The sequence below is a fragment of the Nocardiopsis sp. CC223A genome (assembly GCF_030766825.1).
Lineage (GTDB): Bacteria > Actinomycetota > Actinomycetes > Streptosporangiales > Streptosporangiaceae > Nocardiopsis.
In genome coordinates, this window is record NZ_JASFDV010000001.1 from 192,439 (window position 1) to 213,759 (window position 21,321).

Here is a 21,321-nt window from a genome sequence, read left to right on the forward strand (position 1 = left end):
CTGTGCGTATCGCGACTTGGAATGTGAACAGTGCCCGGGCCCGGGTCGAGCGGATCGGGGCCTGGCTCGACCGGAGCGACGTCGACGTCCTCGCCATCCAGGAGACCAAGGCCAGGGACGACCAGTTCCCCGCCGCCGTCTTCACCGACCGCGGCTACGAGGTCGCCCACCACGGGATCTCCCAGTGGAACGGCGTCGCGATCGCCTCCCGGGTCGGCCTGGAGGAGGTGCGGGTCGGGTTCCCCGGCCAGCCCGGCTACGGCGACCCCGAGGAGGCCGAGGCCCGCGCCATCGGCGCCACCTGCGGCGGCGTCCAGGTGTGGAGCCTGTACGTGCCCAACGGCCGCGAGATCGACCACCCCCACTACGCCTACAAACTGCGCTGGCTCCAGGCCCTGCGCGAGGCGGGCACGGCCGCGCTGGCGGCCGACCCCGACGCGCAGATCGCCTACGTCGGCGACTTCAACATCGCCCCCCAGGACGACGACGTGTGGGACATGGCCGAGTTCGACGGCCTCACCCACGTCACCGAGCCCGAGCGGGAGGCCTTCCGGGCCCTGAACAAGGCGGGTTTCGAGGACGTCGCCCGCGCGTACACCCCCGGCCCCGGCGTCTACACCTACTGGGACTACAAGGGGCTGGCCTTCCCCAAGCGGCGCGGTATGCGGATCGACTTCGTGCTGGCCTCCCCGGCGCTGCGCGCCCGGGTGAGCGGCGCGAGCGTCGACCGGGAGGAGCGCAAGGGCAAGGGCGCCTCCGACCACGCGCCCGTCATCGTCGGCCTGGACGGGGAAGAGGGTCTGCCCCGCGACAAGAAGAAGGAGGACGGGGCGTGAGCACCCCGCGCATCGCCGTCTTCGGCAGCGTCAACATGGATCTGGTGGCCTACGTGGACGCCGCGCCGGCCACCGGTGAGACCGTCACCGGCACCGCCTTCCGGCAGGTGCCCGGCGGCAAGGGCGCCAACCAGGCGGTCGCCGCCGCCCGCGCGGGTGCCGACACGGTGTTCCTGGGCGCAGTGGGCGACGATGCCTTCGGCACCGAGCTGCGGGACAACCTGGTCGCCGCCGGCATCGACGCCACCGGCCTGCGCACCGTCCCGGGCCCCTCGGGCATCGCCCACATCGTCGTGGACGGCCGCGGCGGGAACTCGATCATCGTCGTGCCCGGCGCCAACGGCGAGGTCACCGGCACCGTGCCCGGCGACCGGGAGCTCATCGGCGGGGCCGACGCCCTCCTGCTCCAACTGGAGCTGCCGATGGAGGCGGTCGTGGCGGCCGCGCGCACCGGCCGCGAGCGGGGCGTCCGGGTGTACCTCACCCCGGCCCCGGCGCGGGACCTGCCCGACGAGCTGCTGGAGTCGGTGGACGTGCTCGTCCCCAACGAACACGAGGCGGCCGCGATCACCGGTCGCACCGACCCCCGCGAGGCGCTGGCGGCGCTGCTGGAGTGGGTCCCGGAGGTGCTCGTCACGCTGGGCGGCGAGGGCTCCCTCTACGGCGCGCGCGGCACCGGGCCGGTGCACGTCCCGGCGCTGAAGGTCGAGGCCGTGGACACCACCGCCGCAGGTGACACCTTCTGCGGTTCCTTCGCGGTCGCCCGGACGGAGGGCGCCGACCCGGCGGAGGCGATGCGGTTCGCCGCCGCCGCGGCCGCCCTGTCGGTCCAGCGCCACGGCGCCAGCTCCTCGATGCCCTCGCGGGCGGAGGTCGAGGCCCTGCTCAGGGGCTGATCCTGCGGGCGGCGGGCCGGACGGCGGTACCGCTCCCGGCCGCCGGTCAGGCGTAGGCGTACGCCCGGGTGCCGTAGGCCGGGGTGACGACCCTGTGGGTCATCGTGTCCTTCGAGGGGTCGTCGGGGGCGTTCGGGCGGTCGGACGCTCCCGACGCCGATTCGGTGCCCCCTGCGGGAGGACGCTCAGGAATCGTGGCCGATCTGCGCCAGGAACGGCGCGGGGTCCTGGTCCTGGAGCCGCACCTCCAGGACGATGTCGACCTCGTCCCCGACCAGGCGGCCGCCCCAGGGCACCTCGCCGCCGTCGCCCACCCCGTGGTCGGACAGGCGGATGCGGGTGGTGGCGGAGAAGAAGTGGCCGTACACGTCGTCGGGGAACGCGTAGTCGGGGGCCTCGCCCACCCACTGGGCGTCCAGGGTGACGGGGGCGGTCGTGCCGTGCAGGGTGAGGTCTCCGTGCAGGCGGAAGGCGTTGCGGCCGCGGCCCCCGGGCTCCACCCCGGTGGAGGTGAACCGCAGCTCCGGGTGGTTCCCCACGTCCAGGAAGTCGGGGGAGCGCAGGTGGGCGTCACGGGCGCCGACGCCGGTGTTGATGCTGGAGGCGTCCATGACCACCTCGACCTTGGAGGCGCCGGGGTCCTCGGCGACCAGCACCCGGCCCCGGGCGCGGCCGAACGTCCCCTGGACCCGGCCGAAGCGCAGGTAATGGGCGACGAAGATGAGGCTGGAGTGCAGGGGGTCCAGGTGCCAGAGACCCGGCGCCGGGCCGACCGGAGTGGATTCCATACCTACTTCTCCCTTTTGTCCGTATAAGACCTTTTGTCCGTCCACCCTAGGTCCGATGTGTCATCCCGATCCGGGGTTCGGACGCGAGGGAGGGCGAGAGATGAGACTCGCTTCGTCCCGAGAAGCGGAGAAACCTGGTGTACAAGGAAATTCGTCCGCTATGAGAGTTCTCTCGGACGATGACCGGTCCGGGACCCTGTCCGCGTCCGGCCACGGACCCCGCGCACGACGAAGGGCCGGAACGCGCCACCGCGTTCCGGCCCTTCGGGTGCCGCGCCCTACATGTGCCGGGGAGCCTCCACGCCGAGCAGGTCCAGGCCCTGGACCAGCACGCGCAGCGCCAGCGCGATCAGCGTCAGCCGGGACTCGCGCTCGGCCTCGGTGTCGGCGGCCAGCACCGGGCAGTGCTCGTAGAACGCCGTCAGCGACTGGGCCAGTTCGAACAGGTACGTCGACAGCCGGTGCGGCTGGAGCAGGTCCCCGACCTGCGCCACCACCGGGCCGAACTCCAGCAGCTTCAGCGCCAGCGCCCGCTCGGCCGCGTGGCCGATGGTGATGTCCGCCCGCGCCTGCTCCGGGGACAGCCCGCCCTTGCGGAAGATCGACCGGATCCGGGCCTGCGCGTACTGGAGGTACGGCCCGGTGTTGCCGGTCAGCGCCAGCATGCGGTCGAAGTCGAAGGTGTACTCGGTGTCGTGCGCCACCGACAGGTCCGCGTACTTGACCGCGCCGATGCCCACCTGGCGGGCGATCTCGGCCTGCTCCTCGGCGGGCAGGTCGGGCCGGTTCTCCCGGACCACCGCGGCCGCCCGGTCGATCGCCTCGTCCAGCAGCGCCATCAGCCGCACCGGGGCGCCGCTGCGGGTGCGCAGGATCTTCCCGTCCGGGCCCAGCACGTTGCCGATCTGCACGTGGGTGGTCTCGACGGAGTCCGGCAGCCAGCCCGCCTCGCGCGCGGCCGCCCACACCATCTTGAAGTGCATCGCCTGCGGGGCGCCCACCACGTACAGGATGCGGTCGGCCTTGAGGTCCTCCACCCGGTACCGGACGGTGGCCAGGTCGGTGGTGGCGTAGCCGTAGCCGCCGTCGCTCTTGCGGATGATCAGCGGCACCGGCTTGTCCTCGCGGCCGGTGAACCCGTCCAGGAACACGCACAGGGCGCCGTCGCTGACCTCGGCGATGCCCTTGGCCTCCAGCTCGTCGCACACGGCGGCGAGCATGTCGTTGTAGGTGCTCTCACCGGCGAGGTCGGCGTCGGTGAGGGTGACGCCCAGCTTGGTGTACACCCTGTTGAAGTACACCTTGGACAGGCCCACCAGCTTGCGCCACAGGCGCAGCGTCTCCTCGTCGCCGCCCTGGAGGGCGACCACCCGGCGCCGGGCGCGGGCGGCGAAGCCCTCCGGTTCGGAGCCCGAGGCGTCGAACTTCGTGCGCGCCGCCTGGTAGAAGGCGTTGGGGTCGGTGGTGAGCAGGTCCGCATCGGGGGAGTCCTCGCCGACCTCCAGCAGGTGCTCGATGAGCATGCCGAAGGGGGTGCCCCAGTCACCGATGTGGTTCTGCCGGATGACGTTGTGGCCCAGCAGCTCCAGGGTCCGCGCCAGCGAGTCGCCGACCACGGTGGTGCGCAGGTGGCCGACGTGCATCTCCTTGGCCACGTTGGGCGCGGAGTAGTCGAGCGGGATGTTCTGCCGCTCCTGCACGGGCACGCCCAGGCGCTCGTCGTCCAGCAGTTCGCGGGTCCGCCCGGAGATCCAGTCGTCGCGCAGGGTCAGGTTGATGAAGCCGGGCCCGCTGACCTCCACGGCCGAGCAGACGTCGGCGACGTCGAGGTGTTCCATGATCGCCGCGGACACCTCGCGCGGCTTTCGGCCCAGGCGCTTGGCGAGTGCGAGCGCGGCGTTCGCCTGGTAGTCGGCGAACTGTGACGGGCGGATGACGGGGTCGGTGTCGGCGTACTCGGGGCCGAAGGCGGCCCCGAGGGCGGACTGGACCCGTCGCGAGAGTACTTCCTGCGGGTCGGCCATGCCCCAAGCGTACCGAGCCCGCAGGGGTGTTCTCAGCGCTTTTCCACCCGCCCCGCCGGACTTCAGCGCCCTTCGGCGGGGCCCTCGGACTGGGCCAGACGGTGCAGCCACCCGGCCGGACGGGTGTGCAGGCGGCGGCGGACGTGCTCGCCGATGTCCCCGGCGGCCAGGTCGTGGGCGAGGCGGCAGGCGTGGGCGATGCCGCGGGCCCGGCTGTCGCCGTGGGCGATCACGACGGTGCCGTTGAGCCCCAGCAGCGCGGCGCCGCCGTAGGTCTCGCTGTCCAGGCGCTCGCGCAGCCCGCGCAGGGCCCTGCGCTGGAGCATGGCCCCGGCCTTGGCCGCCATCGACGAGGTCAGCGCGGTGCGGACGGCGTCCATGGCGAACGCCGCGGTCCCCTCCACGGCCTTGAGCGCCACGTTCCCGGTGTGCCCGTCGGTGACGATCACGTCGACCTTGCGGGCGAGCAGGTCGTGCCCCTCGATGTTGCCGCGGTAGTCCATGACCGGGGAGTCCTCGGCGGCGGCCGCCAGCAGCTCGGCGCTGCGGCGGATCAGCTTGTTGCCCTTGCCGGGCTCGGAGCCGATGGTGAGCAATCCCACCCGGGGCCGCCGCACCTTGAACGCGGTCTGGGCGTAGGCGCACCCCAGGTGCGCGAACTGCACCAGCATCTCCGGTTTGGCGTCGGCGTTGGCCCCCGCGTCCACCAGGACCGTCGGCGTCTCGCCGGTGGGCAGGGTGACCGCCAGGGCGGGCCGCAGCACCCCGTGCTGGGTGCGCAGGCGCACGGTGGAGGTGGCCACGACGCCGCCGGTGGACCCGGCCGAGACCAGGGCGTCGGCGTCCCCGCGCCGGATCAGGCGGCAGGCGACGGCGGCGCTGGAGCGGGGGCGGCGCCAGCTGGCGAGCGCGCCCTCGTGCATGGCGAGGCTGTCCTCGGCGTGCACGACCGGGATGTCGCGCAGGGCGTCGTGCTCGGCGAGCATGCCGGCGATCTCGGTGCGGCGGCCCACGAGGACGACCCGCAGGCCCAGCTCGCGCACGGCCAGGACGGCGCCCTTGACGATCTCCCCGGGTGCGTTGTCGCCGCCCATCGCGTCGACGGCGATGATCGGCGGCGAGGTGCGGCGGAGTGCGGCGGGTGCGTCCGCGTCGGAGGTGCCGGTCACGTGGCGTCCTTCACGGTGAGGTGATTCGGTGGACGCACGCCGTCGGTGCAGGTCCCCGCGCCGGTGCGGGCACACGCCGACGGGTGCGCGGGTGGTGTGCGAACACCGTATCGGGTGGCGAGGGAAGCGCCGTGGTTCGGGATATTCATCCACTCATGCGAGGATACTTCCCGTATGTCCAGGTCAGGGCTGTATTTTGCTCCACCTGGGTACAAACCCCCAAGTAGGGGTATATCCGCTCGCTGGCCCGGGTGTCCATGACGCTCCGGGTACATGTGACAACCGAACACGAATTCCGTTTCCGGAGGTTTCCCGGGTGCACACACGCCGGAACCCCCGGATCAGGGCTGCCCTCACGACCCGCACGGGCGGCCCTGAATCACATGCAGGAGAGGAGAGGCGTGAGCGTTACGCCAGAGGCGGCACTGTCCCCGTCCACCGGACGTCGGTTTCGTGCCTACACGACGAAGCACATTGACGAGCTCACAGCGCGAGCCGGTCTCGCCGCCGATGAGCGGCTCGCGGTGCAGGCGGTGGCGACCGTCCTGCCCTTCCGGGTCAACGGCTATGTCCTCGACGAGCTGATCGACTGGGACGCCGCGCCGAACGACCCGATCTACCGGCTGGTGTTCCCGCAGGCGGACATGCTGCCGCAGAGCGACGTCGCGCGGATCGCCGACCTGATCAAGGCGGGAGCACCCCGCAAGGAGCTCAACGAGGCGGCCAACGCCGTCCGGGCGCGGCTCAACCCGCATCCGGCCGGGCAGATGGACCTCAACGTCCCCAAGGTGGACGAGGAGCCCATCCCTGGCATCCAGCACAAGTACCGTGAGACCGTGCTCTTCTTCCCCAAGCAGGGGCAGACCTGTCACGCTTACTGCACGTACTGCTTCCGCTGGGCCCAGTTCGTCGGCGACGCCGACCTGAAGTTCGCCTCCAGCGAGATCGACCAGATGGTCGACTACGTGCGCTCGCGCCCGGAGATCACCAGCGTCCTGTTCACGGGCGGCGACCCGATGATCATGGGCGAGGGCGTGATCTCCAAGTACATCGAGCCGCTGCTGGAGATCGAGCACCTGGAGGCCATCCGGATCGGCACCAAGGCGCTGGCCTACTGGCCGCAGCGCTTCGTCACCGACCCGGACGCCGACGACACCCTCCGGCTCTTCGAGAAGGTCGTCGCCTCGGGCAAGAACCTGGCGTTCATGGCGCACTTCTCGCACCCGAACGAGATGCGGCCGGAGATCGTGCAGGAGGCCGTGCGGCGCATCCGTTCCACCGGGGCGGTCATCCGTACCCAGGCGCCGCTGATCCGCACGATCAACGACGACCCGGCCACGTGGGAGAGCATGTGGCGCACCCACATGCGCCACGGGATGGTCCCTTACTACATGTTCGTCGAGCGCGACACCGGTCCGCAGGACTACTTCGCGGTGCCGCTGGCGGAGGCCTACGAGATCTTCCGCAACGCCTACAAGAACGTCTCCGGTCTGGCCCGCACCGTCCGCGGCCCGTCCATGTCGGCGACCCCGGGCAAGGTGTGCGTGGACGGCGTCACCGAGATCGCCGGCGAGAAGGTGTTCGCGCTCCACTTCATCCAGGCGCGCGACCCCGAGCTGGTGGGCAGGCCGTTCTTCGCCAAGTACGACGAGAAGGCCGCCTGGCTGTTCGACCTCAAGCCGGCCCTGGGCGCCACCCACTTCCCGTGGGAGACGCCCCCGGTGGCCGTCGGCGACGGCGGTGTGGACCCCACCCGCCTGTAGGGGGCCACCGCGGCGGCGGGGTTCTTCCGCGCCCGTACAGGGCATTGAACACAGGACGTCATCCGCGCCCCCTCCGCCTCCCGGCCCCGGGGCCGTACAGGACGAGGAGCCCGGTACCCCTCGACGGGGTACCGGGCTCCTCGTGCGTCCGCACCGTGGACGGAAGGCGGTCACCGCGCGGCCGGGGTCCGGCACGGTGGCCATCGGCGCGGACGGCTTCTCCAATGGGGTTCGGGGCGGTGTGCGGCCGAAGGTCCTCCACCGGTTCCCGGGGCCTTCGGACGCCTGCGCCTAACTCAGCAGCGCGTCGAAGTCGCCGGTCTTGGCACCGCGGACGAAGGCCTCCAGCTCGGCGTGGGTGTAGACCAGCACCGGTCCCTGGGGATCGCGTGAATTGCGCACCGCGAACTCCCCGCCGGGCAGGGTCGCCACCTCGACGCAGTTCCCATCCGGGTTGCTCCAGCTGCTCTTGGTCCACTCGACCTTGGGCAAACGGCCTGCCGGAACGCCGTTATAGATGGGAGACATCTCGACCTCCTGGGACTTCGGGGGACGTGTGAGCGGGTGTCCACGTGCTGCGGCCGACACGTCGGGGGCACTCGTGCCGGAGCCACCGGACCGGTCGGGTGCTCGGGGAGAGATCTTCCCCGATGTGCCGTTCCGTCCCCGGTGCGCACCCAGAGAGTAGCCCATGCACGTGCATACGTGATTACGTCGGTAAGCACATATGCAAGATCCGAGGGTGAGGACGTGCATGTCACCGCTAACGCCGGGGGTCGGGCGGGGGGTTCTCCGAACCCTGATCGTTCTCCAGTCGTGGCCGAAGCCGGTCAGCGCCGCCGCACAGGTGTGCGCACACGGCGAACGCCCGGACGCGGAGCGGTACCGGGCGTTGGGAAGAGGGCCGGGGGATGTGTGTCGTGGGGACGTCCGGGGTGCGGAGGCGGGGTCAGTCCCGATAGCGTTCCAGGAACGAGCGCAGGATCCCCTCGGTGGCCGAGGGCTGCGGAGCCTGGGTGGCCAGGTGGTCCATCGTCTGGGCGTAGAGGCTGGTGTCCTCGAACTTGTCGAAGTACAGCGAGCTGCTCAGCTGCTCCAGGTAGACCACGTCGGGCAGTTGCGGGGTGGGGAAGCGCAGGATGCTGAACGGCCCCCCGGCCGCCGGGTGCCCGCCCATGGCGAAGGTCGCCACCTGGACGGTGATGTTGGGCCGGCGGGACATCTCGATCAGGTGCTCGATCTGTCCGCGCATCACGGCGGCGTCACCGAAGGGCCGGTGCAGCACGGCCTCGTCGATGACCGCCCACAGGCGGGGTCCCTCCCCCTCGGTGAATCTGCGTTGTCTGTGCATGCGCATCTGCACACGACTGTCGATCTCCTCGTCGGAGGTGGCGGTGCGGGAGAGCCGGATCACCGAACGGGCGTAGCCCTCGCTCTGTAGCAGGCCGGGGACGAACTGCACCTCGAAGGTCCGGATGACCGAGGCGGCCTCCTCCAGGCCCACGTAGACGCCGAACCAGTTCGGCAGCACGTCGCTGTACTTGTGCCACCAGCCCTGGGCGTTGGCGCTGGTGATGAGGCCGAGCAGCGCTTCGCGCTCGGCGGCGTCGGTCACGCCGTACAGCTTGAGCAGGTCCTCCACGTCGCGGTGCTTGAAGCTGACCTGTCCCAGCTCCATGCGGCTGATCTTGGCGTGGGAGGCGCGGATGGCGTATCCGGCGTCCTCCCGGGAAATCCCCTTCTCCTGGCGCAGCTTGCGGAGCTGCGTTCCGAGAAGAATGCGCAGGACGGTCGGGCCACCACTGGAATTCGCCAGGAAATCTCGGGTGACCTGGAAGTTCTCTGCATGATCGGCGACCACATCGCCTCCCTGTAGCGGCTTTGGCGCGAGCGACCGCTCAGTATACCGAGCCCATTCCGCTGGGAACAGGGGTTCAGGGTGGACGCTCCGACGCCTTCTGTGCCGACTGTAAACCCGGATGCCCGTGTGTGAATTCTTCGAAGGGGATCTACCAATAAGGGCAGTTCGTCCTATAGGCTTGCCGAGCGTTGATCTGCACGTGCATCTGTGGCTTACATCGGTAAGACACGATGCCACCCGCGGACAAGGCCGAGCGAACCAGCATCACCACTCGTAAGGATCGTGATGAACGCAGAGCTGATGTCGTCGGAGCGGCACTCCGGGGCATCCTGGCGCCGTCCCTCCCTGACCGAGGTCCCCCGGCTCCCCGGCGGGCAGTGGACGGACCCGCTGGGCGGCACCCCTCTGGGCCGCACCGATCACACCTCCGACCACGTCGTCGGCTCCTTCGCCTCGGTTCCCGACTCCGTGGGCGCGGCCCGCCGGCTCGCCGACCTGGTCCTGGCCGAATGGGGCCTGTCCGAGGCCGTCGACGACGTCCGGCTCGTGCTCTCCGAACTCGTCGGCAACGCCTGCCGCCACGCCCTGACCCCCGACCACGACCCCGAGACCACCCCGGTCGTGGTGCGGCTGAGCCGGGACGGCGAATCCGGGCGGGTGGCCTGCCTGGTCGCCGACACCAGCGACCGCGCCCCCCACAGGGTCGACGCCCACCACTTCGCCGAATCCGGCCGCGGCCTGAGCCTGGTCGCCGCGTTCAGCGGTGAATGGGGCTGGAACCCGATCCGCGGCGGCAAGATCGTCTGGGCCGTCTGCGGCGGGCGGGACTGACCCCTTCCCCTCTCCCTTCCCCCGGCCGCCGGGTACGCCCCGGCACCACGGACCCACATCCCCGTCCCGGGCCCACGCTGGCCGGTCCCGGAGCAGAGTAGGCTGTCAGCGCATGTCGGTATTCGACCGATCGCGTCCGACAGGGGAAGTTTTCCGACGCGGGGAACGGGGCGTGGACGTGCTGGACACGGGACGGGACAGGTTCATCTGCGACGGCGCCGCCGTCGTCGCGCTCGGCGGCGAGCTGGACATCGCCACCGCCGAGGCCGCGTACGCCGCCATCGCGGCCGCCGCCGCCCGGGGCTGTGTCGTCGTCGACCTGTCCGCGGTGGAGTTCATCGACGCCTCCGGGGTCAACGCCTTCATCAACGCGATGCGGGTCACCACCCGCGAGCGCCACCATCTGGCCCTGGCCTGTCCGCCCCGCCAGCTCTCGCGCATCCTCGATGTACTGAACCTGCGTACCCTGCTGCCCACCCACGGTGACCTGGCCTCCGCGGTCGCCGCGCACGCGGGGACCCGTACCGCCGCCCGCTGAACGCCTCCGGGCGAATCCATCGACGCGATGCGGGTCACCACCCGCGAGCGCCACCATCTGGCCCTGGCCTGTCCGCCCCGTCGGCTCTCGCGCATCCTCGATGTACTGAACCTGCGTACCCTGCTGCCCACCCACGGTGACCTGGCCTCCGCGGTCGCCGCGCACGCGGGGACCCGTACCGCCGCCCGCTGAGCGCCTCCGGGCGAACGGCGAAGGCGCGCCCGACGGGGTCGGACGCGCCCTGTGCGGCTTCTCCGGCGGGACTACTCCACGGTCACGCTCTTGGCCAGGTTGCGCGGCTGGTCCACGTCGTTGCCCTTGGCCAGCGCCAGCTCGCAGGCGAACACCTGCATCGGCACGGTCGCCACGATCGGCTGTAGCAGGGTCGGCACCGCCGGGATCTCGATGAGGACGTCCGAGTACGGGCGCACCGACTCGTCACCGGCCTCGGCGATCACGATGGTGCGGGCGCCGCGGGCGCGCACCTCCTGGATGTTCGACACGATCTTGTCGTGCAGCACGCTGCGGCCCTGCGGGGAGGGCACCACCACGACCACCGGCAGACCCTCCTCGATCAGGGCGATCGGCCCGTGCTTGAGCTCGCCCGCAGCGAACGCCTCGGCGTGCATGTAGGCGAGCTCCTTGAGCTTGAGCGCGCCCTCCATCGCCACCGGGTAGCCGACGTGGCGGCCCAGGAACAGGACCGTGTCGGCGTCCGCCAGCGACCGGGCCAGTTCGCGCACCGGCTCGACCGTGTCCAGCACCTTCTCCACGTGCTCGGGCATGGTGGCCAACTGGGCGATCACGGCTTCGATCTCGTCGCCGAACTTCAGCCCGCGCACCTGCGCCAGGTACAGACCGATGAGGTAGCAGGCGGCCAGCTGGGTGAGGAAGGTCTTGGTGGCGGCCACCCCGACCTCCGGGCCCGCGTGCGTGTACAGCACGCCGTCGGACTCGCGCGGGATGGTGGAGCCGTTGACGTTGCAGATCGCCAGCACCTTGGCGCGCTGCTCGCGGGCATAGCGCACCGCCATCAGGGTGTCCATGCTCTCGCCCGACTGGGAGATGGCGATCACCAGGGTCTGCCGGTCCAGGATCGGGTCCCGGTAACGGAACTCGCTGGCGACCTCGACCTCGCACGGGATGCGGCACCAGTGCTCGATGGCGTACTTGGCGATCAGGCCCGCGTGATAGGAGGTACCGCAGGCGATGATGACGATCTTCTCGACCGAGCGCAGGTCCTCCGGGGACAGGCGCATCTCGTCCAGGGTCAGCGCGCCGTCCACGGACAGGCGGCCCAGGAGGGTGTCGGCGATCGCGCGCGGCTGCTCGACGATCTCCTTGAGCATGAAGTAGTCGTAGCCGCCCTTCTCGGCGGCGGAGGCGTCCCAGTCCACGTGGTACTCGTTGACCTCGACGGGGTTGCCGTCGTAGTCGGTGACGCGCACCGAGTCCGGGCGCAGCTCCACGACCTGGTCCTGGCCCAGCTCGACCGCCTCGCGGGTGTGGGCGATGAACGCGGCCACGTCGCTGGCCAGGAAGTTCTCCCCCTGGCCGCGGCCGACGACCAGCGGCGAGTTGCGGCGGGCGGCGACCACGAGGTCGGGGTCGTCCACGGAGACGGCGACCAGGGTGAAGGCGCCCTCCAGGCGCTTGCACACCGCGCGCATCGCGGCGGCGAGGTCCTTGTCGCCGTGCCGGGCCAGCTCGGTGCTGAGCAGGTGGGCGGCCACCTCGGTGTCGGTCTCGGAGATGAACTTGCAGCCCACGTCCTCAAGCTCCAGCCGCAGGGCGGCGAAGTTCTCGATGATGCCGTTGTGGACGACCGCCACCCGTTCGTCGTTGTCGACGTGGGGGTGGGCGTTGACGTCATTGGGGGCACCGTGGGTGGCCCACCGGGTGTGGCCGATGCCCGCACCCTCCCCGGCGATCGGGTGCTCCTCCAGGGCACCGCGCAGGTTCGCGAGCTTGCCGGCCCGCTTCTCGGTGTGCAGGGCGCCCTCGCCCAGCACGGCGACACCCGCGGAGTCATATCCGCGGTACTCCAACCTCGCGAGGCCGTCCACGACGACCTGGAGCGCCGATTGCGGCCCGACGTAGCCAACGATTCCGCACATGGCCGCCAGCGTAGGCCAAAAAGGACGGCGAATCGACCAACCACCCATCGATACCAATGGTCGTTTTCGCAGGTAACGGTATAGACCATTTGGTGTACCACGGGTAGACCGCGCAGGTGGGAAGGCGTGCGGGGCGTCCGAGTGGAACCGATTCCACCCGGCCGTATCCGGCCAAAAAATCTTCGCCCACGAGAGGGTGAACGTGTGGTTTCGACCACGTTCCGGCCCTGCTTCGGGCTTACCCGGGACCCGGGCGCCCGGACCGGTGGAGGCCCTCGTCTAGGGTGGTCATTCGTGTCCCACCCGACGAAGAACGGCGTCTCAACGCCGTACGTGGAATTGGACCGGGAGGCCTGGGCGGCTCTGCGGGCCGCCACTCCGCTCTCCCTGACCGAGGCCGAGCTCGCCCGGCTGCGCGGTACCACCGACCCGACGTCCCTGGAGGACGTACGGGACATCTACCTGCCACTGTCCCGGCTGCTCAACCTGTACGTCGGCGCCACCCAGCAGCGGCACGCCGCCGTCCGCGGCTTCCTCGGGGAATCCGACCGGCCCTCCCCGTTCATCATCGGCGTGGCCGGGAGCGTCGCGGTCGGCAAGTCCACCACCGCGCGCCTGCTGCGCTCCCTGCTGGCCCAGTGGCCCAACCACCCCGACGTGGAACTGGTCAGCACCGACAACTTCCTCCACCCCAACGCGGTGCTCGAAGCGCGCGGCCTCATGCGCCGCAAGGGCTTCCCCGAGAGCTACGACCGGCGGGCCCTGGTCCGGTTCGTCTCGGAGATGAAGGCGGGGGCCGACCGCATCGACATCCCCGTCTACTCGCACCTGAACTACGACATCGTCCCCGGCGAGCGGCAGACCGTGCACCGCCCCGACATCCTCATCGTCGAGGGCATCAACGTGCTCCAGCCCGCCACCGCCGGGCGGCTGGCCGTGTCCGACTTCTTCGACTTCTCGATCTACGTCGACGCCAAGGTCGACAACATCCGCAACTGGTACCTGGACCGGTTCCGGGAGCTGCGCCGCACGGCCTTCTCCGACCCGCGGTCCTACTTCCACCACATGGCCACCACCATCCGCGAGGAGGAGGCCCTGGAGTTCGCGGCCAACACCTGGCGCACCATCAACGAGATCAACCTCGTCGAGAACATCCGCCCCACCCGGGGGCGGGCCACCCTCGTGCTGTTCAAGGGGGACGACCACCGGGTCAGCCGGGTCCGCCTGCGCAAGACCTGAGGGCGGTCCGGAACGCGCACGGGCGACGGTAGGCTGATTCTTCTTTCTCTCCACGGCCCACCCCGTACGGGACGCCGTGCGCTTCACGAGGATCGGAACGAACCGGGCCCTTCGGGCGACCGGGGCGGGACCCGCGCACGCGCGAGGCCGTGCCGTGTCCCGTCGATCCCTCCCGAGGTCCGCATGACCACGACCGATCCCACGACCGCGCCCGCCGACCCCGAACTGGTCGCCGAACGAGACTCCCTCGCCGCCGCCCGCGCCGCCCTGCGGGCGATGCGCGAGGAGGTCGAGGGCACCGACCTGATGCTCGGCGACGTCGTCACCGACAAGGTCACCAACGCCGCGCTCCAGCGCGGGCGACAGCGCCGCCTGGCCTCCCTCGCCGACATGCCCGGGGCGCCGCTGTTCTTCGGCCGCCTCGACTTCGACCCCGGCACCGTGTTCCTCGACGAGGACGCCCACCGGGGCCCCGACCGGATCCACATCGGCCGCCGCCACGTCCACGACCCGCAGGGCCGCCCCATGGTCCTGGACTGGCGCGCGCCGATCAGCGTCGCCTACTACCGGGCCTCGCCGACCGACCGGATGCGCGTCCTGGTGCGCCGCCGGTACGGGTTCACCACCCTCGACCACGGGCCGTGCCGGGACCCCGAGGCGGTGCTCACCGCGTTCGAGGACGAGCACCTGACCGGCGCCCCCGAACCCGACGGGCGGCCCGGGGAACTGCTGGCCGCCGAGATCGAGCGGCCCCGCACCGGGCCGATGCGCGACATCGTCGCCACCATCCAGCCCGAGCAGGACGACCTGGTCCGCGCACCGCTGGGCACCACCCTGTGCGTACAGGGGGCGCCGGGCACCGGCAAGACCGCGGTGGGCCTGCACCGCATCGCGTTCCTGCTGTACACCGAGCGCGAACGCCTGTCCCGGGCGGGCGTGGCGATCATCGGGCCCAACCGGTCGTTCCTGTCCTACATCCGCGACGTGCTGCCCGCCCTGGGCGAGGTCGACGTCTCCCAGACCACCGTCGAGGACCTGGTCACCCGCGGCCTGCCCGACCGGTTCCGGCCCGCCGCCGGGTGGGTGCGCCGGGTGGAGGAGCCCTTCGCCGCCCGGGTCAAGGGTGACGCCCGCATGGGCGAGGTGATCCGCCGCGACCTCTGGTCCCGCCTGCGCGAACCCGCCGAGGCGCTGGTGGTCCGCCGCGGCTCGCGCCGCTGGCGGCTCTACCCGGAGGACCTGCGGCCGCTGCTGGACGAGCTGGCGGGGCGCGGCGTCGCCTACGGCTCGGGGCGCGAGCTGCTGTCCCACCGCATCGCGCACACGGTGCTCACCCTCATGGAGTCCGAGGGGGAGGTCTGCGACGACCGCACCCACGAGCAGGTCCGCCGCGACCCCGCGGTCCGCTCCGCGGTGACCGCCCTGTGGCCCAAGGCGGAGCCGGTGGCCCAGGTGCTGGGGCTGCTCACCGACCCCGGGCGGCTGGCCCGGGCCGCCGACGGGATCCTCACCCCCGAAGAGCAGGCCGCCGTCCTGCTGCCGGGGAGGCCGCGCGGACCCAAGTCGGCCCGCTGGTCGGTGGAGGACCTGGCGCTCATCGACGAGGCCGCCGCGCTCATCGACCGGCCCGCGGGGCTGGGCCACATCGTCGTGGACGAGGCCCAGGACCTCAGCCCCATGCAGTGCCGGGCCATCGGGCGCCGCTGCGAGTCGGGGTCGCTCACCGTCCTGGGCGACATCGCCCAGGGCACCAGCCCGTCGGCGGTCCGCACCTGGTCCACGCTGCTGGAGCACCTGGGCAAGCCCACCGGGCACCTGAGCGTCCTGGACCGGGGCTACCGGGTGCCCGCGCAGATCATCGACTTCGCCGCCCGGCTGCTGCCGACCATCGCCAGGGGGCTGGGCGCGCCGGTCGCGGTCCGCCGCGCCCCGGGTTCACTGCGCGTCATCCCGGCCGCCGACGGTCTGGCCGCCCACGTGGCCGAGGCCTGCCGCGCCGCCCTGGCGGGGGAGGGCTCGGTGGGGCTCATCGCCGCCGACGCCCACCTGCCCGCCCTGCTGAAGGATCTGGCCGCCGGGGGCCTGGACGTCCCGGTCCTGGACGACGACACCGGCCCGGACGCCGCCCGCCTGGTCGCCGTCCCGGCGGGCCTGGCCAAGGGCCTGGAGTTCGACGCGGTCGTGGTCGCCGAGCCCGCCGCCATCGCCGAGGCGGAGGAGCGCGGTCTCAACCGCCTCTACGTGGTCCTCACCCGCGCCGTCAGCACCCTCCACGTCGTCCACTCCCGGCCCCTGCCCGCCGCCCTGGCCGAGGAGGCGCCCCCTGCCTGACGGCTCACCCGGCGGTCCGGGACCGCTCCGCGGAGATCTGGGAGACCCGCTGGTGGGAGATGCCCAGCAGCAGGGCGATGTCGCGCCGGCCGGCACCGATGCCGCGCAGGGCGTCGATCGCCCCCGCCAGCGCCTCCCGCTCCCGGAGCACGGCCAGGTCCCGGGCCTCCCCGGCCGTACGGGCCCTGGCCACCCGGTCCTCCACACCCTGGACGTCAAGGGCGACGGAGACTTCGCCCATGGGGACGTCGAGGACACCGGCGACGGCGTCCCGGGCCATCTCCTCGGCCTCGCCGAGTGTGTGGGCGTAGGTGTGGATGCGCAGTTCGGGTACGTCGATGGACCAGGAACGGCCGTCCCGCTCGCACCATGCCTCATAGTGGTGATCGACCCGGTTCACAGGTTCTCAATCTCCTTGATGGTCTTGAGCGCGGTGAGCTCGGGGATGTCGGAGCGGCGTCCCACGGGGAAACGGTGGTCCCCGACCTGGTAGATGTCGTGTCTGCCGCCACTGCGCACGAATTCCAGCGCCATTCCCCTCTGCTCGGCGGTCTCCCTGAGGCGCTTCAGCAGTTCACGTCGCTTCACACAGCGTGGTTCCAGGATGGTGGCCAAACCATGGCTAGGGAACCGGCCGGTAATCTGTGTTCGACGGATCGACGGATCGACGGATCGACGGATCGACGGATCGACGGATCGACGGATCGACGGTCAGCGGGCGGCGGGGGCGGGGCGGCGGGTGCCGGAGCGCTTCCAGGGGCCGGGCAGGACACCGGTGGTCAGCAGCCACAGGGCGACCGTGACCAGGTGGGCCCGCTCCAGGAAGCCCAGTGCGACGCCCGGGGAGCCGTCGCCCCCGGAGAGCCGGACGGCCAGGACCAGGACGGCGACCGCGGCCAGCGCCTGGAGCGCGGCCACCACGGCGACCCAGGTCCAGGCCGGGTCGGCGGCCCGACGGCGGTCCAGGGCAAGGGACACCGCGCCGATCAGCGCGGCCAGGATCGTGACGGTCGCGATGACGGGCTGGGCGACGGTGGCCCCGCCCACCCCCTCGGCCAGCGCCTCCGACGCACAGGCCACGTCCGTGGAGACCGCGCAGCGGCCGGGCAGCAGCGAGGCGATGAAGGAGGCCGCGCCGAACACGGCCATCGACCACCAGGACACGGTCAGCCAGAAGCCGGTCCGGCGGGCGCCCAGCGTCAGGCCCAGCACGGCGGCGAGCACCACCAGGATCGACCCCGTGCGGTGGGCGCTGTCCAGGAACCGGCCGAACACCGAGTCCGGGGCGGCCAGCGCGCCCTGCACGGCGGCTCCGCCGGGCAGCAGGACCTCCAGCGTCCACATGCTGTACACGATGGCTGCGGCCACGGCGGCGACCCGGCCGTCCCGGTAGTCCCAGTGCCAATGTCCCGCGTAAGACATCGAGCCCTCCGTTCTCACCCGAAGCCCCCTCCACACCTCTCGGACGGGGGATCCGCGGATGCTCCCGGTCACGACCGGTCCGTCAGGTGGACTTATGCCCCAGGGGGTGCCCGGTCACCCTTAGGGTGACCCCGCCTCGGCCAACTCGCGGCATCACCGTTATCCACGGGTGCATCTGGGCGCGGCATCATGCAGGGAACGGAGCAGACGGGTACGGACGGACGACCCGGCCGGAGAGGGAGTGCGCACGATGGACGATCCGACCACGACACGTTGGGTGATCGTGGGGGTCGACGGCACCGATTCCAGCCGCCACGCACTGGAATGGGCGGCGCAGCAGGCGGTGCTGCGCGGACTCGGCGTGCGGATCGTGGCCGCGGCCGGCGCCCTGACCTCGGTCGGGGTCTTCGGGGCGCACACCCGCCTCGACGTCCCCCCGGACGAGGCCGACACCGGCGACGCCGAGCGCCTGCTGTCCTACGCCGCCGACTGGATATCGCGGCTCTTCCCCGAACTGCGGGTGCGGACCCGCCTGTCCTACGCCCGCCCCGTGGATGCGCTGCTGGCCGAGGCCAACGCCGAGGGAACGGTCGCCGTGGTGGTGGGCTCGCGCGGCCTGCGCGGGATCGTGGCCGCCTTCGTCGGCTCCGTCGGCATCGAGCTGGCCGCCCGTTCCCCCGTGCCGGTGGTGGTGCTCCCGCACGAGCACGCCGCCGCGCACGGCGTCCGCGGCCGGGTCATCGTCGGCATCGACGGGTCCGAACCCAGCCGCCGGGCCGTCGGCTTCGCGTTCACCCAGGCCGAGTTCGCCGACACCGAACTGGTCGCGGTGAGCGCCTGGCAGCCGCTGGTGGCGTTCGCCGCCGCCACCGGGCCGATCCCACCGGAGCTGTTCGACGACACCACCGCCGCCGAGGCCGCCCGCCAGTCACTGGACGAGGAGCTGGCCCGGGCGCGGCTGCGCCACCCGCAGGTCTCGGTGAGCACCCGCGTGGTGCGGGCCCACCCGGTGGTCGCCCTGCTGGAGGAGGCCACCCCCGCCGACCTCATCGTGGTGGGCTCGCGCGGCCGCGGCGGTTTCCGGGGCCTGCTGCTGGGCTCGGTCAGCCATTCGGTCCTGCACGGTGCCCGCGGCCCGGTCGCCATACTGCGTTAGGGGGAGCTCACGCGCAGGGCCAGGGCCGGGCACATGCGGACGGCGCGGTCGGCCTCGGCCTCCTGGAAGGCCGGGACCGGCAGGTCGGGGTCCTCGGGGTAGCCGTTCGCGTCCAGCCGGATCAGGTCCGGGAGCAGCTCGGCGCACAGGCCGTGGCCGTCGCAGCGCGACCAGTCGACCGACAGCCGGGGCCGCGGCTCGGGCCGGTCGCCGGGCATCGGCAGCAGCCCGCGCACCGGCCGCCCGCAGCTCCCGCCGAGCGCGTGCCGGGAGGCGTCGTCGGCGAACACCCTCAGCGCGCTGCGGGCGAACGCAGCGGTCCCGTCCGGGTGCGCGCACGCGCCCTTGCCGTCGCCGATGCCCGCCGCGGCCGCCGCGGCGGCCGGGTCGCCCTCACCGGAGATGAGCGCGGTGAACGCGTCGGCCAGCGCGGGCAGCCCGCGCACGCACGGCCCGCACTGCCCGGCGCTCTCCCGCGCCAGGTACCGCAGCACCCGCGCGGACTCGCCGAGCGGGCAGACCCCCTCGGCCAGCGGCAGCACGATCCCCGCGCCCAGGGTGCCCCCGATCTCGGCCATCCGGCTCCGGGACAGCCGGGCCCGGGCCACGGCGGGCGGGTCCAGCCAGGACCCGTGGTACCCGCCGACCAGCACGGCCTGCGCGGGCGGAGCCCCGCACACCCCGAGCACGTGGACGAGCGGGGTCCCGGCCGGGGCCTCCACCACCGTGTCCCCGCCCACGGTGAGCAGCACCGTTCCGGGCTGGTCGGCGGTGCCCACCGCGGCGTAGGCGTCGGCCCCGCCGGAGGCGAGCAGTGCCAGCTGGGCGTAGGTCTCGGCGTTGGACAGCAGGGTCGGCAGCCCGTCCACCCCGGTATCGCTGGCGCGCACCGGGGTGCCGGGGGGCAGCGGGATCCGGCCGTTGACCCCCTGGATCAGGGCGCCGCTCTGCCCGGACACGAACCGGTGCGGCATCCGCACCACCCGGAACCCGACCACCGAGACCGCGCTGCGCTCGGCGACCGCCTCGCGCAGCGACTCGCTCACCGGATCGGCGTCCGAGCCGCGGGTCCCGCGGTCGGCGATCCCCACGACCACCTGCGGGGCCCCCAGAGCGCGGGCGGCCAGTTCGGCGCCGTCCAGCACCAGGTGCGGGGCGCGGGTGAGCAGCATCGCGTCCTTGGCGCTGCCGGGTTCGCCCTCGGCCGCGTTGACCACGACCCGGGTTCCGGCCTGGCGCCGGGCCGCCGCGGTCTGTACGGCCCGCAGCTTGCGCGCGAAGGGGAACCCGGCGCCCCCGCGTCCGCGCAGGCCGCCCATCCCGGCGAGGGTGATGAGGTCGTCCGTGCCCAGGTCCGGCAGGGTCCCGTGCAGCGCCCGGTGGGCGTCGTGGGAGACCCGGCGGTACCGGTCCAGACCGAGGGTGAGCCGGGGTTCCCCGAGGCTGAGGGTCTTCACCGCCGCTCCCCGCCCCGCAGCGACGACCAGAACGCCAGCTCGTCGCGGACACCGCCCTCGGTGGCGCCGACCGGCGGCGTGAGCAGCTCGGAGTCGGCGCGCGGCTGCTCCGGCGCCGGGCGCACGGTCACGACGAGCCGCACGATGAGCGCCGCGCACACCGCGAGCAGGCACAGCAGGTAGCAGACCACCACCCAGCCGGGTGCGGTGCGGCCCGCGGTGAGTCCGTGCACCAGGGCGAGCGGCCAGCACAGGTACGCGCTCGCGTGCACGGCCCGCCACGTCCACGGGCGGCCGCGGCCGGCGAACCGGCCGCGCAGGACCCCGGTGACGGTGATGACCAGCAGCAGGTCCGTGGCGATGATCCCGCAGGCCACCGCGGGGTCCACGCCCAGCGGGACCAGCGCGTTCCAGGGGACCAGTCCGGTGAAGGCGATCTGGAGCACGATGTGCGCGATGAGGAAGCCCACCGAGATCAGCGCGGCGGAGCGGTGCGCCGCCTGGAGCAGCAGCCGGCCGCGCGGGGTGGCGACGAGCCGGTCGGCGGCGGCCAGCCCGAACGCGGTGGCGACGGTGAGGCCCACCAGGGCCAGCACCCCGGAGTACGTCCACAGCAGGTCCTGGACGCCGCGCAGCACGACGGTGTGTCCGGGGGCGGTCAGGGCCAGCAGGGTGTTGGCGGCCACGACCCCGGCCAGCAGCGGCACCCACAGCCGGGTGCGGACCCGGCGGTCGGTGCGGGCGGAGATCGGACGGTGGGGGTGGGGTGGGGCCAGCGGGCCCCGGGAACGCCGGAAGCGATCGAACATGTCGCCCCTTCGCGGACAGGGGGGAGGGCACGGCCCTGGGAGAGGCGCGGCACAGGGGCCGCAGGGCCCGTCAGCGGACGAAGG

At 72.3% G+C, this 21,321-nt stretch carries 20 protein-coding genes; 9 read left to right on the forward strand and 11 right to left on the reverse strand.

Annotation, left to right across the window (positions count from 1 at the left end):
* The first annotated feature begins 2 nt into the window (after positions 1-2).
* Together QJS33_RS00935 and rbsK are read left to right on the forward strand one after the other, a co-directional pair.
* The gene (locus QJS33_RS00935; protein WP_306365876.1) at positions 3-836 is read left to right on the forward strand and encodes an exodeoxyribonuclease III; all 834 of its coding nucleotides are present in this window, start codon (positions 3-5) and stop codon (positions 834-836) included.
* A complete protein-coding gene (rbsK, locus tag QJS33_RS00940; RefSeq protein WP_306365877.1) occupies positions 833-1,732 on the forward strand; it encodes a ribokinase in 900 nt (299 codons plus the stop codon). Before QJS33_RS00935 ends, rbsK begins: the two co-directional genes overlap by 4 nt.
* Before the next feature lie 185 nt (positions 1,733-1,917).
* On the opposite strand, the gene QJS33_RS00945 is transcribed toward rbsK, so the two are convergent.
* The 3 genes from QJS33_RS00945 to plsX all read right to left on the reverse strand — a co-directional run bounded on the left by QJS33_RS00945 (position 1,918) and on the right by plsX (position 5,713).
* Positions 1,918-2,520, reverse strand: coding sequence for a YceI family protein (locus tag QJS33_RS00945; RefSeq protein WP_306365878.1), 603 nt, complete (start codon positions 2,518-2,520; stop codon positions 1,918-1,920).
* A gap of 278 nt (positions 2,521-2,798) precedes the next feature.
* Positions 2,799-4,544, reverse strand: coding sequence for an arginine--tRNA ligase (gene argS / locus QJS33_RS00950; RefSeq protein WP_306365879.1), 1,746 nt, complete (start codon positions 4,542-4,544; stop codon positions 2,799-2,801).
* 62 nt (positions 4,545-4,606) lie between these two features.
* Positions 4,607-5,713: a phosphate acyltransferase PlsX gene (gene plsX / locus QJS33_RS00955; RefSeq protein ID WP_306365880.1), complete on the reverse strand. Its 1,107-nt coding sequence runs from the start codon at positions 5,711-5,713 to the stop codon at positions 4,607-4,609.
* A gap of 524 nt (positions 5,714-6,237) precedes the next feature.
* On the opposite strand from plsX, the gene QJS33_RS00960 reads away from it, so the two are divergent.
* The gene (locus QJS33_RS00960) at positions 6,238-7,476 is read left to right on the forward strand and encodes a KamA family radical SAM protein (RefSeq protein WP_306365906.1); all 1,239 of its coding nucleotides are present in this window, start codon (positions 6,238-6,240) and stop codon (positions 7,474-7,476) included.
* Between the two features lie 291 nt (positions 7,477-7,767).
* Here QJS33_RS00960 and QJS33_RS00965 read toward each other — a convergent pair whose 3' ends face one another.
* Entirely contained in the window at positions 7,768-8,004 is a 237-nt protein-coding gene (locus tag QJS33_RS00965; protein WP_306365881.1) for a DUF397 domain-containing protein, read from the reverse strand.
* A 421-nt stretch (positions 8,005-8,425) separates the two neighbouring features.
* Positions 8,426-9,337 (reverse strand): helix-turn-helix transcriptional regulator, encoded by a 912-nt coding sequence (locus tag QJS33_RS00970; RefSeq protein WP_306365882.1) that lies wholly within the window; start codon positions 9,335-9,337, stop codon positions 8,426-8,428.
* A 285-nt stretch (positions 9,338-9,622) separates the two neighbouring features.
* Here QJS33_RS00970 and QJS33_RS00975 point away from each other — a divergent pair, with 285 nt between their 5' ends.
* The 3 genes from QJS33_RS00975 to QJS33_RS00985 all read left to right on the forward strand — a co-directional run bounded on the left by QJS33_RS00975 (position 9,623) and on the right by QJS33_RS00985 (position 10,898).
* On the forward strand, positions 9,623-10,168 hold the full coding sequence (locus QJS33_RS00975) for an ATP-binding protein (RefSeq protein WP_306365883.1): 546 nt from the start codon (positions 9,623-9,625) through the stop codon (positions 10,166-10,168).
* Positions 10,169-10,340: 172 nt separating this feature from the next.
* Positions 10,341-10,706, forward strand: a complete 366-nt coding sequence (locus QJS33_RS00980; RefSeq protein ID WP_306365884.1) for an STAS domain-containing protein — start codon at positions 10,341-10,343, stop codon at positions 10,704-10,706.
* Positions 10,707-10,733: 27 nt separating this feature from the next.
* The gene (locus QJS33_RS00985) at positions 10,734-10,898 is read left to right on the forward strand and encodes a hypothetical protein (protein WP_306365885.1); all 165 of its coding nucleotides are present in this window, start codon (positions 10,734-10,736) and stop codon (positions 10,896-10,898) included.
* A 71-nt stretch (positions 10,899-10,969) separates the two neighbouring features.
* On the opposite strand, the gene glmS is transcribed toward QJS33_RS00985, so the two are convergent.
* Positions 10,970-12,823 carry a glutamine--fructose-6-phosphate transaminase (isomerizing) gene (glmS, locus tag QJS33_RS00990; protein WP_306365886.1) on the reverse strand — a complete coding sequence of 618 codons (1,854 nt, stop codon included), beginning with the start codon at positions 12,821-12,823 and terminating at the stop codon, positions 10,970-10,972.
* 333 nt (positions 12,824-13,156) lie between these two features.
* Between glmS and coaA the strand changes: the two genes are divergently transcribed.
* Together coaA and QJS33_RS01000 are read left to right on the forward strand one after the other, a co-directional pair.
* On the forward strand, positions 13,157-14,062 hold the full coding sequence (gene coaA / locus QJS33_RS00995) for a type I pantothenate kinase (RefSeq protein WP_306365907.1): 906 nt from the start codon (positions 13,157-13,159) through the stop codon (positions 14,060-14,062).
* 183 nt (positions 14,063-14,245) lie between these two features.
* Positions 14,246-16,393, forward strand: coding sequence for an ATP-binding domain-containing protein (locus QJS33_RS01000; RefSeq protein WP_306365887.1), 2,148 nt, complete (start codon positions 14,246-14,248; stop codon positions 16,391-16,393).
* A gap of 4 nt (positions 16,394-16,397) precedes the next feature.
* Here QJS33_RS01000 and QJS33_RS01005 read toward each other — a convergent pair whose 3' ends face one another.
* The 3 genes from QJS33_RS01005 to QJS33_RS01015 all read right to left on the reverse strand — a co-directional run bounded on the left by QJS33_RS01005 (position 16,398) and on the right by QJS33_RS01015 (position 17,815).
* On the reverse strand, positions 16,398-16,793 hold the full coding sequence (locus QJS33_RS01005; protein WP_306365888.1) for a type II toxin-antitoxin system HicB family antitoxin: 396 nt from the start codon (positions 16,791-16,793) through the stop codon (positions 16,398-16,400).
* Complete coding sequence (locus QJS33_RS01010) at positions 16,790-16,981, reverse strand: type II toxin-antitoxin system HicA family toxin (protein ID WP_306365889.1); 192 nt, start codon at positions 16,979-16,981, stop codon at positions 16,790-16,792. Before QJS33_RS01010 ends, QJS33_RS01005 begins: the two co-directional genes overlap by 4 nt.
* A 123-nt stretch (positions 16,982-17,104) precedes the next feature.
* Positions 17,105-17,815 carry a DUF998 domain-containing protein gene (locus tag QJS33_RS01015; RefSeq protein WP_306365890.1) on the reverse strand — a complete coding sequence of 237 codons (711 nt, stop codon included), beginning with the start codon at positions 17,813-17,815 and terminating at the stop codon, positions 17,105-17,107.
* Positions 17,816-18,065: 250 nt separating this feature from the next.
* On the opposite strand from QJS33_RS01015, the gene QJS33_RS01020 reads away from it, so the two are divergent.
* Positions 18,066-18,971 carry a universal stress protein gene (locus QJS33_RS01020; RefSeq protein WP_306365891.1) on the forward strand — a complete coding sequence of 302 codons (906 nt, stop codon included), beginning with the start codon at positions 18,066-18,068 and terminating at the stop codon, positions 18,969-18,971.
* Here the strand turns inward: QJS33_RS01020 and QJS33_RS01025 are convergent.
* Positions 18,968-20,428: a ferredoxin gene (locus QJS33_RS01025; protein ID WP_306365892.1), complete on the reverse strand. Its 1,461-nt coding sequence runs from the start codon at positions 20,426-20,428 to the stop codon at positions 18,968-18,970. The two genes, QJS33_RS01020 and QJS33_RS01025, sit on opposite strands and share 4 nt — an antisense overlap.
* The gene (locus tag QJS33_RS01030; protein WP_306365893.1) at positions 20,425-21,237 is read right to left on the reverse strand and encodes a hypothetical protein; all 813 of its coding nucleotides are present in this window, start codon (positions 21,235-21,237) and stop codon (positions 20,425-20,427) included. The genes QJS33_RS01025 and QJS33_RS01030 overlap by 4 nt, the downstream gene beginning before the upstream one ends.
* Positions 21,238-21,321 lie beyond the last annotated feature (84 nt).

What these genes read in the sequence shown, in the direction of transcription:
- QJS33_RS00975 (WP_306365883.1), top strand. Translation starts at nt 9,623, where the DNA reads ATGAACGCAGAGCTGATGTCGTCGGAGCGGCACTCCGGGGCATCCTGG.
- QJS33_RS00985 (WP_306365885.1), top strand. Translation starts at nt 10,734, where the DNA reads ATGCGGGTCACCACCCGCGAGCGCCACCATCTGGCCCTGGCCTGTCCG.
- argS (WP_306365879.1), bottom strand. Translation starts at nt 4,544, where the DNA reads ATGGCCGACCCGCAGGAAGTACTCTCGCGACGGGTCCAGTCCGCCCTC.
- QJS33_RS01020 (WP_306365891.1), top strand. Translation starts at nt 18,066, where the DNA reads ATGGACGATCCGACCACGACACGTTGGGTGATCGTGGGGGTCGACGGC.
- QJS33_RS01015 (WP_306365890.1), bottom strand. Translation starts at nt 17,815, where the DNA reads ATGTCTTACGCGGGACATTGGCACTGGGACTACCGGGACGGCCGGGTC.
- QJS33_RS00965 (WP_306365881.1), bottom strand. Translation starts at nt 8,004, where the DNA reads ATGTCTCCCATCTATAACGGCGTTCCGGCAGGCCGTTTGCCCAAGGTC.
- QJS33_RS00945 (WP_306365878.1), bottom strand. Translation starts at nt 2,520, where the DNA reads ATGGAATCCACTCCGGTCGGCCCGGCGCCGGGTCTCTGGCACCTGGAC.
- QJS33_RS01000 (WP_306365887.1), top strand. Translation starts at nt 14,246, where the DNA reads ATGACCACGACCGATCCCACGACCGCGCCCGCCGACCCCGAACTGGTC.
- glmS (WP_306365886.1), bottom strand. Translation starts at nt 12,823, where the DNA reads ATGTGCGGAATCGTTGGCTACGTCGGGCCGCAATCGGCGCTCCAGGTC.
- QJS33_RS01030 (WP_306365893.1), bottom strand. Translation starts at nt 21,237, where the DNA reads ATGTTCGATCGCTTCCGGCGTTCCCGGGGCCCGCTGGCCCCACCCCAC.